Below are 14,124 nucleotides of genomic sequence, written 5' to 3'. Positions count from 1 at the left end.
GGGAGGGCGCGTATGCCGTTGGACCCGAACATGTCCGACTCCTCACGCGACGCCATCAAAGTCCTCACCGGCATCAAGGTCCCCCGCGCCGGCCTCTACCAACTCGGCCACGCCTCCGAGATCTACAACAGCCTCACCCAACGCCTCAAACACCTCGAAGAACTCCTCGCCCTCAGCCGCTCCCACGCCCGCCGCCACTTCGACGGCAAAACCGCCGACAGCTACGAACGCTCCCTGGACCAGTTCACCAAGGGCGAGAACAACTACGTCGGCTCCGCCCAGGACAACTCCACCGTCATGTCCACCGAACTCTTCAAGGCCCGCGCCAACGTCGAGTACATGCACATGATGGTCATCGGCCAGTTCATCCAACTCCTGGTCGAGATCGCCTGGGCCATCGCCACCGCCAAGTTCACCTTCGGCGCCTCGCTGAAGTGGATCCCCGTCTTCAAGGCCATCCGCAGCCTGGCCATGCGGCGCATCCTGACCTGGCTCGCCTTCACCGTGCCCAGCCACCAGATCCTCAGCCAGATCTACGCCAGCATGGACAGCATCATCCAACGCATCCAGATCGGTAAGGGCACCCGCCACAACAAGGACCGCGAACTCACCAAAAGCTCCCACCTGGGCGCCATCGGCGAAGGCCTCATCTCCGCCTTCGCCGCCCTGGGCCTGGACACACTCTTCGGCAACAACCTCGTCAACCTTCTCAAGACCGGCCTCAAAGACCTCCACGGCCTCCCCGACCCACCACCCCTGACCCGCACCGGCCCCGACGGCGGACCCCCACCCCCCGGCCCCCTCAACAACACCCCCGACACACCCCCCGGACCACCCAACGGGGGCCCCGACGGCCCCCCCACCGGCCCCGTCAAAGACGACCCACCCACCGGCCCCGTCAAGGACGACCCCCCCACCGGACCGGTCAAAGACGACCCACCCGCCACCAACCCCGACCGGGGACCCGACACACCCACACCCAAGGACGACCCGACCAGCGGGCCACCGGCGTCCCCGTCCCTGAACCAGGACCTGGCCACCCTCTTCACCCGCCACAACGAAGAACTCCTGGCCCCCTACCACCCCGGCAGCCCCATCGGCGCAGGCGCCTTCGACAACGCCGCCAAAGCCGCCGCCGCCCGCGAGGAGTTCGCCGACCTCTTCGCCCGCCACTTCGGCGACCACCTCGGCGAGAGTGCCGCACGCAACCTGGGCCGCGACTACGCCAACACCCTCACCCGCAACTGGAACAACCCCGCCCTGGGACAACAGCTACGCCAGACCATCGGTGACCGCCTACCCCCCCACATGCGCGACCACCTGGCCGACGTACCCGTCAACCTCAACCGGCCCCTGGCCGAGTACTTCTCCACCACCGGCGCCTACGCCCAGCAGACCGGCGGCACCATCGGCTCCGGAGCCCTGGAGGGCTACCTCGGCGAAGGTCTGGGCAGCGTCATGGACGGACGCGGCTGGGAAGCCTCGGTGTGGTCGGCCACCGCGGGCGCCTCCCAAGCAGGCATCCAACAAGGCGCCACCGACAGCGCCCTGCACGGCCTGGACCTGTTCAGCCACAGAGACCACACCCCACTCCCACCACCCCAAACCGAAAGCAACAGCAACAGCAACAGCAACAGCAACAGCAACAGCACAGACAACCAGGCAAACGGCCACGTCGGCGGCAACGGCGGCGGTGGATGGGGACGCGGGGACGACAACCCCGGCCAGGGTGGTGACCACACGCCCGACCACGACAGCGACGAACCTCCTGTCACTGAGTCCGGCACCAAGAACCGGGGCGGGGCGGACCGGGAGGACCGCGGAGGCGGACGCGAGGGCAACAGCGGTCCCGACCGCGACAGCGACGGACAACCCGACCGCGACGGCCCTCCGGCCACCGCCTCGAACGGCACCGGCAACCGCGACGACGTCTCCGACACCGACGACGTCCCCGACCTGGTCAGCGACACCGGCTCCGACTACGGCGACACCGACAGCGAGTCCGGCGACCCCGACGACCGCGACTGGAACACCAACGACAACGCCCGCGTACGCCAGGACGAGGACACCCGCGCCCCACTCCCCGGTTCCCTCACCACCCCCGACCCCGCCAAGGACCCCCTCGGTACCACCGACACCAAACACCCCGGCACGAGCGACGACCTCTTCCACCCCGGGATGAACAACGGCCCCCTCGCCGTCAACTTCCTCAACGCCATCGTCCCCGACAACCCCATGACCGCCGCACCCCCCGGCACCGAACAGACCACACCCAACCCGGAAAACAACAGCGGCACGAACACCACCAACCGTCCCACCCCCGAACCCGAACAGCGCTACGAACCCGCCCCCACGGTCGTGGCGCCCCCGATCGGCCACACCACCCCGCCACCTCTGAGCCAGCAGCCACCCGCAACCACCCCGCAGAACCCGGCCTCCGACAGCGGCGGACGCTCACCCCAACGCACCCACGACACCCGCACCCCCGAGCCGTCCACCCCACAGTCGACCGGCGACGACCCCCAGACCGTCACGACAGACCCCCCGCCAGCGGAGACCGCGACCACCGGGAACACCACCGGGCAGGACAACCAGCACACCCCGACCGACGAGCAGCAGACCAACACCACACCCGCCCCCGCACAACAGACCACATCGCAGGACGGCCCGCCGCCTCCCCCCGCCGAAGCCAGCGACCGCCAGCGCGACACCGACGACAGGACGGAGAGCGGACCACCGCCGACCGAGGACACCGGACGCACCCCCACCGACGACGACGGATCCGACGACAGGCGGTCGGACGAGGAGAATCGCGACCGCTCCGACGAAGACAGGGAAGAGTCGGACAGCAACCCCTTCGGCGAGGACCGCGGCGGCCGGGAAGGGCCCGAAACCGAAGGCCGCGACGAGTCCGACGGCCCGCCCGTCCCCGCTGTCGCCCCCGGGACCGACAGCGGCAGCGGGCCGGAAAAACCCTCTCCCCAGACCGGGTCGGACAGGATCACCACCGCCATCCGGCTCGGGGAGCAGGCCTCGGCCAGCATCAAGGACGCGATCAGCGGCTATCAGCGCGCCCAGGACCTGGTCGGCCAGACCAGGGAGGCCGAGAGCCAGGGCCGCCCCGACGCCGCCGACCTGCGCGCCCGCGCCTACGAGGCGCAGCGCGAGGCCAACGAGGCCTACCGGGAGTACGACGACCTCGCCCAGCGGCAGGCCGACCTGCTGCGCCCCGACGGCCCGACCACCGTCATGACCGTCCGGGAAACCCCGGGAAGTTCGAGCCGCGACGCCGGCCCCGTCCCCCTGGGGGGCACCAGCAGGGACATCCGGCTCGACCCCCTCGACACCGACCCACCCGTTCGCACGGAGGGGACTCCGCCGGAGGCAGCGCCGCCCGAGGGGGCGCCCCCGCCGGCCCTCACCTACGACGGCGGCTTCGTGCCGGACCGGAGCGGTCAGAGCTACAACCTCGGCTACCTGACCACGTCGACCCTCGTCGGTCCGCACATGCTCTTCGCCGAGCACCTGCCGGGGTTCGTCGACGACGTCCTGGCCAGCACTCCGGGCATGCCCGACCCCGCACGACAGGGGATCGTAAACAACGTGGTGGACATCCTCACGAAGGAGGGGCCGCGCCCCTTCCTCCGCGAGGACGGACACACCGTCAGCACCACGCACAGCGGGCAGATGTGGAGCGCCGACATCGATCTGCGCTCCCTAGGCGACGATTTCTACCACGTCGACACCGAGGTCCCGAGCGGCGGCGGTGACTCCAGGTTCCTGCGGCTCCACGACAACGGCCCCGGGGTGGAGTCCGGCGACGGCGGGTCGCGCGGCGCGGGCAAGACCGTCGGCGGCAAGTTCACGATGAGCCCCTTCTACGTCACGGGCGTCGACGGCAACGACGCCGGACCGATCGCGGCCGTGGGCGCGCGGGGCGGCACGAAGGTCCGGGGCACCAGCGGATCGGCCTCGAACAGCGCCAACGCCGCCAGCGGCATCGAGCTGCTCGGAGCTCCGAACATCTACGTCGGCGACCTGGGTATGAGGGTGTCCGTCAACGGCCCCGGCCTCGCCGCGCCGCGCGTCCAGGAGGGGACCGCGTACAACGGACTGGCCATGAACCTGCCGGGCGAGGCGGTCTCCTCCCCCGACGCTCCCGAGCGCATCGTGCCCGACAACGGACCGGCGGACCCGGACGGGAACCGCCAGCCGGTCAACCGGCCGTTCATGGGAACCGGCCACCCGCTCGAAATCACCCGTTTCTCCCCGGTCCCCGCGACATCCGACAGCGGAGGCGGTAGGGACACCGTGTCCGGCGACGGCGGGACCGGCCGCCGCCGCGAAGGCGACCGAGACGACGGCACCGGCACGACGACGGGCGGCGGTCGACCGGGGAAGAGCACTCTGGGCACCTGGCTCGCCGACCACCTCTTGGGCCCCCGCACCGAGGGGAACCGGGGCGGCGACCACACGCCCTCCAGGAAGGAGCGGCGCGACAACGAGTACCGCGAACGAATCGAGCGGACCTTCGACAACGACCGGGTGCAGCAGTACCTGCCGCAGATGTCCAACAGTTCCGCGCACATCCGGATCGAGTTCCCCGACACCCGCCCCCGCATCATGCGGATGTGGTCGGTGTCGACCGAGTACAACCGCAAGGACTTCGCCCCCGACCTGGTCGACTTCCTGCACAGCAACACCTCGGTCAAGAGCGGCTCCTCCAGTGTGAAGCACTCCAGCGTGGTGTCCGGTTCGATCGGCGGCGGCTTCGGCATCTGGCTCGACCTGCCCAACGGCAAGAGCGTCCGGCTGGACGTGCCCTTCGTGGAGTACTCGGCGAGCTTCGAGAAGAGCACGGGGATCGCCCTCAACACCTCGGGGACGAACAGCCATGTCGTGCACGCCCCCTCCGGGCACGCGGCCTACGACGTCAAGCGCGACTACTACGTCCGCATCCAGGGCGAACCGCGGGTGCACCGCTTCGAGGGGAACTCCGTCGAGCTGCTCACGGTCGAGGACGCCCGCCAGCTCAACGGTGAAAATCCCAAGGCCCCGAACCCGACCGGCGGACCGGCCGCGCCGGCCCGGCCCCCGTTCCCGAACCTCGCGGTGGACCGCCCCACCGACCTGAGCGGGGCCACCGTGCGCGGGTTCGACCACCTTCCCCCGACCGCTCCCGCGGACAACGGCGAGGGGACGGGCACCACCGGGGACAGCGGCGCCGACCGCGACGACCAGGCCCCTCCCCCGCCGCGGCGCCCGTTCTACGACGACCTGGCGTACCGCGTACTCAGCGCCATCTCCGAGAAGCGCCCCGGAATGGTCATCCCCGACCTTGCCCGGACCAACAAGGACTACGCCGTCCGCCCCAGCCACATGAACACGGACGCGGTACGCAGCTTCCGCGAACGTTGGGGCATGCGCCGCAACGCGGACGTGGCGCGGGAGAACACCCTGAAGGTCATCAACGCGCTCTCCGAGTCCGGGCTCAGAAGCGGTGCGTCCGACCTGCCGGGGAACGGTGTGCCGGTCCGACTCAAAGAATCCGCCGTCATCGACCCGAAGATGATCCGCAAGGACAGAGGCGGTCGGCCCGAGACCGTGACAGTGCGCGTCTACGGCGACTTCGACCGCCTGGTGCACCGGCACGAAACGACCGCCAGCGGGGGTGCCCGGTTCGCGGGCTCGGCCGGCATCACCACCACGAAGGGCTCGAGCGTCAACCACACGCTCAGCCTCACCACGGGTGCCAGCGTGCGCACCGACGCGGGCGGCGACGCACGCGGCGTCCCCCGGGTCCTGGGAAACCCCTCGGTCTCGTTGAACGCGTCCCTGAACACGGGCAAGGGCTCCAGCCAGGGCCTCTCCCACAGCTCCGAGGAAACGGTGCTGTTCAACGTGGACTCCGACGTGTGGACGTCCAACACCCGCTTCACCGCACGGCTGTTCGAGCACGACGACATCGGGATGGCGCGCGACGACCGGCCCCAGCGCGAGCACGGCATCCCGCTCCTGGGGGACGGGATGGAGGCCCAGGCCTTCCTCCTCACGCCCAAGATGCCACCGATGGCCTCCGACACCCCGAACACCGTGTCCGACCCGACAGGCACGACCCGCGACGGCGAGACCGTCGCCTCCTCCGACGGACGGGAGACCCGCGACACCCCCCAGGCCACCGACACCCCCGCCACACGGGAAGGGGACTCCGCGCGGACGGACACCGCCGAGGACACCGCTCCCGCCACAACGGTCGGCCGGGAACCGCTCACACCCGAGCAGGCACGGGACATGATCATCCGGAACTTCGTCCCGCGAACGACCACGGGCGACACAGCGGGCGACGACCGGGGAGGCCTGTGGACCGTGATCCGGGACGGGGCCGTGCAGACCTGGGGACGACTGTTCGGCGGGGGCACCGAGGTCGTCGCCCTTCCACAGAACACCACCACGAACACCACCGGCACCAACCAGCCAACCGCCCTCACCTCACCGCCTCCCCCAGTCACCACGGACACCACCGGGACGACGCCGGACAACACTCCTCCAGGAGACGACAGGAACGGCGACGACGCCCCCTCCGACCGCCCCCAGCGGGTACAGCCGACCCTGGACCAGTCCCGCGCCCAGGCGATCCGCCGCATAGGCGGCACCTTCGAGCGCGTGAACACCCACTTCGATACCGGGAGCCGGGGCATGCGCGGGCTGCTGGAGGAGACGTACCGGACCTTCTCCGACACACGCAGCGGACTCCACGACGGTTACCGGCGCAAGCTCGAGTCCTTCCTCTCCCAGTCGTCCGGAGGCGGCCGACGGTTCGAGAACCACCTGTCGGCGGAGGAACTCGCCGCGAGCAAGAGCGCGACCACACCTTCGGGTTCCCGCGTCCGCGAGGAGATGAGCGGCGGATTCTGGTCACCTCACGACATCCGCGCCACCGTCGTCACCAAGGTCGACATCGACAACGTCACCGACTTTCGCCCCATCGACGCCCAGATGCGGTGGAACGGCGGCAGCGAGGTGACACTGTCCACCAACTCCTCCCTGACCGGAAACCTCGGCCTCAAGTTCGGGGGGAGCGGTGGCCGCAACCCCAACCCCTACCCCTCAGACGGTTCCCTGCCCAACGAGGCCGTCAGGCCGATCCCGCTAGCGGGTCCCTCCCTCTACCGGAAGTTCTTCTCACTCGGCACCTCGCAAACCCAGGCGTCCTTGTTCACGTCGTCGGTGCTGTTCATCCCGAACAACACCAAGGCGTACGCCTTCCGCGCCTCCGGTCGCCTCACCCAGGCGATCGAGTTCACGAAGAACTGGAGCGTCGGCCCGCCCCTGAACTGGAAGACCCTGTTCCACGGATGGACGGCGCCCGTCCAGGACCTGCTCGCGGGCTACGTGCACTCCCGCGACGCCCAGCAGGAGGGGCTGGTGATGGACCGGGCGACCCCCGACGGGAACGGGACGGGGGTGGACCTGTCCCCGCAGCCCAACCCGAAGACTCCCGACACCGCGCGGGTGCGGCCCGGGTTCGAGGACAACGGCAGGCAGATCCAGCCCGCCGACCCCGAGGCCGCCATCCAGGAACTCGTGAACGACCTCGCCCGGAACGGACTGGAACTGACGGGCGGCGGCCGGGAGGCCCTCCTCCAGAAACTGACCACACACCTGGGTCAGAACCCGGACTCCACCGTCCCGGTTCCGGTCAAGGTCCGCGCGCTGGGGCCCGAACCCACCCCGGACTCGCATCCGCACGCCATGCGCTCGGCCACTCCGGCGAAGGTCTACGTGAACCTGACCAAAGACCCGAGTCGCACCGACGTCTCGTACGTCGGCCAGTCCGGCTACTACATCGAGTCGCACACGTGGAAGGCGACCGACGCGAACTCGCGGAGCAGGGAGACCGGCACGACCGTGGCCGCGGACGGCGTGCTGCTGCAGCCCCTCCCCTTCGCTCAGGACGACCGGGGGCCGGACGGGCAGCCGGAGCACCGTCCGCTGTTCGGCGCCCCCGCCGGAGCGGTGTCCTCCTCCAGCAACGACGGCCGCTCGTCGGGAGGTTCCCAAGACGACGCCCGCACCGTCGAACTGCACCTGAACACCCCGTACGCCAAGGTCGGAGCGGACACGAGACTGACCCTGACCCTGGAGCTCGGCGAGGCCAAGAACGGGAAGGACGGCAACCAACCGCGGTCGACGTACACGGGCACTGCTGACAGCGGGCGGGTGGAGACGCTGTACCCGTTCGCGTACATGACCTTCGATCCCCCGGCGACCACAACGGGAGAGGGCGCGGAGGACACCGGTGCCGAGCTGCCGACGCCTCCCCCGGCCCCCGCCGCGCCCGAGGACGCCAGCGGCCCCACTCGGGACGCCCGCACCGACCGGAACACCCCTGCGGAGGCAGAGGACGAGGGCACCACCGGCGACCGGACGGCGACCGACCCGGCCGGGAACGACCGAGCCGCGGAGGACGGCGGCACGACGCGGCGGCCCGGCGCGCCCATCTACGCGTCCGTGTCCGATGCGTTGCGCAACTGGACGGACAGCGCAGGCCCCCGGCCCGGCAACGGCACCGCCGTCACCAAGCCGGTCATGGTGGAGGACGGCGGACAGGCGCTGCGCGACAAGGCAAACGTCGTCATCGCCCGGTCCCTCGGCTGGCAGCCGCCCGCGGACACCCCCGAGGGGGAGCGGCCGACCCGCGCCACGGCGAACGCGGCGCGCGTCTACCTCGCCGACGCCTACGGCCAGGACCCGGTGTACAACGAGATCGACCACACCCTCACCGACAAGGCCGTCAAGGGCGTGTACCCGTCGGCCTCACGCAGCTCCGACGGTGTGCGCTTCACAGACATCAGCCGCACCGGCTGGGGCGCCAAAGTCGTACCGAGCAGCCACGGCGCGAGGATCCTGGACGCACTGCCGGGAAGCCAGATCAGCGATTCCCGTGTCCAGCCCCGGACGCACAGCTTCGGCGACTCCCAGGGCGGGGGCCAGGGCCGCGGCGGAGAGTTCCGCCCGTCCGGGCTGACCACCGGCGGCCTCCCCTACGACAGCCACGAGGGCATCCACACCGGTTCGGCCGCGGTGAACACCGGCTCGTCCCACGGGAAGGAGAGGGGCTCCAACCAGACCGTCAAGGGCTATCAGGAGTCCGACCAGCTCCGCCAGGGGACGGTCTACTTCGTGGAATACGACGCCACCTGGGCGTTCGCCGCGGGGAGCAAGCTCAAGGCGCCCGCCGCGTTCCAGTCGAACAACTCCGGTCTTTCGCGGACCTCGTTCTACTCCCGGCCCACCCGTTGGGACATGGACGACGTCACGGTCAGGATGGCCGGCTGGTTCTCGGAGGCCGACGCGGTCGCGATGGGCTTCCTCACGCCGGACCAGGTGAAGGACCTGGCCCCCGTCATGGACCGGGTCAACAAGGCGCGGCAGGAGTTCAGCGAGGCCGAGGCCGAGTACGCCGACACCCGGGCCCCGCTGGAGGGGCTGGCCGAGGGGTACGCGGCCGACCCGCGCAACCGGAGCGCCGAGAGCGCCTACAACACGCAGGAGAAGAAGTACAGGAAAGCACTGTCCGACTTCAACGACCAGATCGACGCCCTGGTCGAAACCTTGAACGACACGCGCTCCACGCTGGCGGGCGCCGGACAGGAGGGGGACGGCGGCACCGTTCCTCCCGTGCACGCGGTGAGCGGCGACGGGGACGGGGGGACGACGACCCGGACGCCGATCACCGGGGACACGGGCAACACGACCGCTGGGAACACCGGCACCGGGGACACGGCCGCCACGGCCACCGAAGGCCCCCCGGCGACCCGCACCGTCACCCCGTCGGCCCCGGAGCCAGCACCCACGGGACCGCGCCAGGATCTGGTCGACCGCTTCCGAACGGAGTTGAACCTCCGTGCACCGGAGTCCGACACCACCGCCGGGGGTCCCGACACGCGGGACCCGGAGGGCTCCCGCGACCCCAGGAGCGGCCGGGAACAGGACACGAACACCGTGGAAGCCCGGGTCCAGCGCGCCTCCGACGCCGCGGACACCGCGGCCCGGGAGGCCCGTCGGGCCCACGATCGCGCGAACGCCCTCTCCACCCACCTGGACCGAGGCGGAACCGACATTCGCAACGGCGTCCGCCTCCTCGACGGACCAGGGGAGGGAGAACCCGAGGCCGGAACCGACGGCGCGCCCTCTCCGGGCGCGGTACGGCAGGCACAAGACGCGCGGGGAGCGGCGGACGCGGCGCACAACAGCGTCGGGCCCGCCCGCGAGGCCTTCGCGACCGCTCGCGACGAAGGCCTCGCGGAAATGCCCGAACAAAACCACGACGCCTTCACCGAACGCGTCAACACGGCCGTCTCCGACGCGCGGGGCGCGCACACCGCGGCGGACGAGGCGCGCGACGCCGCGGACGAGCACGGGGACGCCGTCACCAGGATCGAGGGCGACCTCGGCCGAACACCGCCGCGGTACAGAGAACTCAGGACCGCTGTCGAGGGCCTGACAGGGCAGGACAGGTCCGTAGGCGGCGGGCAGGCGGTCCAGGACACGCGCGACGGGGCCGCGCGGAGGGCACACGACGACGCCGCCAGCCTGATCTCCGACCTGGAGGCGATCGCCGGTCGCGCCGACACGGCGCGGGAGGCGGCGGATGAGGCCGCGACGGGAGCCGAGACGGTGCGAGCGCAAGCCGACACCGCACGGCAGGCGGCGAACCAGACGGCCCGGGACGCCGAGGCCCTGCGAGCCTGGGCCGAGGAGTTCGGCACCAGCGCGTCGGGCCACCGCGACAGCGCGAATCGGATCGTCCAGAACGCCCGGGACGCCGGTGTGGCGGCGCAGCGCGCCTCGGACGCGGCCGAGGACGCCCGCACCGCCGCGGAGGCGGCGGCGGGCAGAGCCTCCGAGGTGAACAACCGCGCCGCGGAAGCCGCCCGGGACGCGGCGCGGGCCGCGAGCGACGCCCGCGCGGCCCGCACCGCCTCCGATCTCGCCGCCCAGGCGGCGGTGAACGCCTCCCACCGCTCCCCCGCGGGACAAACGGAGTCGGGTGGCGCCGGTCCCCGGGGGAGGACGGGAAACCGGAACGACGCCGCTCACCGGAACGCGGAGGAGGCGCGGACGCGGGCGCAGGAGGCCCGGCGGACCGCCCGTGAGGCGGCGGAGCGCGCGACCCGGGCCGCCGAGGACGCGAGGAACCTGGCCGAGAGGGCGCGGGACCTGGGCACCAGGGCGGACACCACCGTGCGGGAGGCCGAGACGGCAGAGGCCCGCGCGAAAGCGGTATGGGAGATCGCCAAGCAGGACAGGAGCAACATCGACGACACCGTGAGGAGAGCACACGGCATCGCCGAAGAAGCCCGAGACGCGCACCAGTCCGCGCAGCGGGCGGCGCAGCGGGCGGCAACCGCTGCCGAACGTGCCGCGGAGGCAGCGGAGACCGCGCAAGAGGCCCGCGACAACGCCGAGCTCATCGCCGGCGAAGCTCGCAAGCGTGTCGGGGACGTACAGCAATTGCTGGAGAGGATCCAGGCGGCGGTGGACCCGGGGAGGACGTCGTCCGAGGGGACGAGGACAGGGCCCCCGCCGCCCCCGCAACAGCCCGGGAACGAGCACGGGGAGACTCCGGAGGACGGGGACGACTCCGACGACGGGGAGACCTCGGACGACTCCGACGACAGCGACGACAGCGACGACAGCGACGACAGCGACGACAGCGACGACGGCGACGACTCCGGACACACGCCGGAGAACGACCGGAGGAGGGACGGCGACGGGGGCGGGAGCCGGGACGGGGACGGTTCGGGCGACAGCGGCGGCCGCTCACGCGACGGAGGCGACCGGTCCGATGGCAAGGACGACACCGGCACCAGGCGAGACACCGGGGGCGGGGACGGGAGGCGCGGAGCGGACGGGGACAGCGGCCGCTCCGCGCGAGGAGACGGCCGCGGAGACAGCGGTACCCACGACGTCGGCGACCCGTCCCAGCGCGCCGCCGACGCGGACACCGACTCGGTCCCGGACCTCGACTACGGTTCGGACGACAGCGACGACGGCATGTCCCTGTACGACTACCCCGAGACGCGGGTGCACGAGCCCCGGCGTTCGCCGTTCGGCGATGACCCCCTGTCCGCAACCCGTGACGACCTCGACCCCAAACACTCCGGCTCCGTGAACGAGGTCCTCGGCTTCCTCGACCCCAAGTTCCAGCTGGATTCCAGTTTCGGAGAAGGCCGCCCCCTGCCCAGCTCGCTGACGGACATCGTGGCCTACCCCCTGACGGAGACCCCGGACCGGTGGGGGGACACCACCGTGAACGGGGAGAGCGACCGCCTTCCCGAGAGCGGATCCGGTGACGGCCGCAACCGGACCGACCGCGACGAGCGGTCAGGCGGGCGGGAGACGCCGTCCCTCCGGACCGCGTCGGGCGACACCGCCAGCGCCGACGCCCCCGCGCCGTCACACACCGTGCCGCCGTCCCACCAGGACTTCACCGTGCTGTTCGGCAACACGCTCAACCCCCCGCCCGTCTCCCAGGCGCCCCAAGCCGGGCGAACCGACCGGCACCAGACCGACGACCCCGCCGACGATTTCTACGACCCTTCTCCCACGGCGCGCACACGGGAACCGTCCCCGGCCGATTCCAGCGCCCCGTGGGGCGGCAACCCTCCGACCGGGCCCGACCTGAGCACGCTGATCGCCGCGGACAAGAAGAACGACGACCGGCCCTCCACGGTCGAGGACGTCATCGCCGACCTCACCTACCGCTACGGGCTCGAAGACATCGGGCACCACACCGACCAGGACGCGCAGACCCAGGTCTTCATGGCGGGCCACCACCGGCGCCGCCACGGCCGCCGCACGGAGGCCGACCCCTACGAGCAGTACGCGGACGCGAACGACTACGAGGCCGCCGAGGTCCCGGACCCGGCCTACCCCGAAGGAACGCAGGTCTCCCAGTACCCCACGGCACCCCGTTACACCCAGGACCTCACCGGTTCCTACGGCACCTCCGCTGAGGCGTACGACGAGCGGACCGCGGCTTCGACGGAGGACACCGCACAGGGAGAAGGCGGTGACCAGGACGGGCGACTGGAAACGCTCATGCTGTGGAACGGGACCTTCGCCGGTGTCCAGGACCTCGCCGAAACCACCGGATTGGATGTGGTGCACCAGGAGGAGCTCGTCGAGGGCGGTTCCGACGGCGTCACCACGCTCATGCACTTCGACAACGGCGCGCAGGCTGTCTACAAGGACACGGAGGGGGCCACCTTCGCCCGCGACCGCGCCGACGCCGAACAACTCGCCTCGCTGGTGGGCCGCGCCATCGGCGCCAACGTGCCCGGTGTCCTGCGCATCGGTGAGACAGAGGTCTTCATGCACTTCATGAGCGGTGCGTCCGGGTTCGCCCACCTGGACAACCCGCGGTCGCCGCTCCTGAATACGCGGGACGGACACATGCTGGGTCTGCTGGACCTGCTGATCGCCAACGGCGACCGCAACCCGGGCAACTGGCTGGACCAGGGCAACGGGCACGTCGCGGGCATCGACCACGGCAAGGCCTGGTTCAAGTACGAGTACACGCCGGAGGATCCCACCGACCTGGAGGGGCTGGCCTACACCAACGGCATGCGGTCCTTCTACGACTTCGAGGCCAATACGTGGATCGCCAACCCGCTGACGGGGGCCGACATCCAGTTCCTGCGGACCCGGCTCACCAGACTCTCCGGCGAGTTCGCCCGTCTGGACCGGTCCGGCTGGTTCGACGAGATGATGGAGCGCTTCGACATGCTCGCCCGTAACGCGCAGGGAACCAGCAGCCTTCTCCCGGGAGGCGACCGATGACCCGTGTGCTCTATGCCGAGGACCGCCGCACACAGCGGGTACGGCCGTTCCTGACACTGCACGACGACGGCGCCCTCACCGCCCACGACCCCGAAACGGCAGCAGCGATCCCCCGCCTGCGCACCACACGCGGCTGGTCCGGCGAGCAGATATTCCACGACTGCGCCGCGCAGTCCAACGCCTACGTCCGCTACTTCGAAGAACCGGAGTGACCGCACTCGGCTCGGACACGGCCGCCGACGGTGGTCGGCCGGGGCGACGCGGTCGGCCTCGGGC

The 14,124-nt window shown here is 71.1% G+C and carries 2 protein-coding genes; both read left to right on the top strand.

The annotated features are described in order from the left end of the window. Positions 1 to 12: 12 nt before the first annotated feature. Positions 13 to 13,848, top strand: coding sequence for a hypothetical protein (locus tag PV789_RS10700; protein WP_274977258.1), 13,836 nt, complete (start codon positions 13 to 15; stop codon positions 13,846 to 13,848). Continuing rightward, a complete protein-coding gene (locus PV789_RS10695) occupies positions 13,845 to 14,060 on the top strand; it encodes a hypothetical protein (protein WP_274977257.1) in 216 nt (71 codons plus the stop codon). The genes PV789_RS10700 and PV789_RS10695 overlap by 4 nt, the downstream gene beginning before the upstream one ends. Positions 14,061 to 14,124 lie beyond the last annotated feature (64 nt).

The sequence above is a fragment of the Nocardiopsis camelliae genome, from assembly GCF_028993595.1.
Taxonomy (GTDB): Bacteria; Actinomycetota; Actinomycetes; order Streptosporangiales; family Streptosporangiaceae; genus Nocardiopsis; species Nocardiopsis dassonvillei.
Note: the sequence above shows the minus strand (reverse complement) of the source record. Positions and strands in the feature narration are given on the sequence as shown.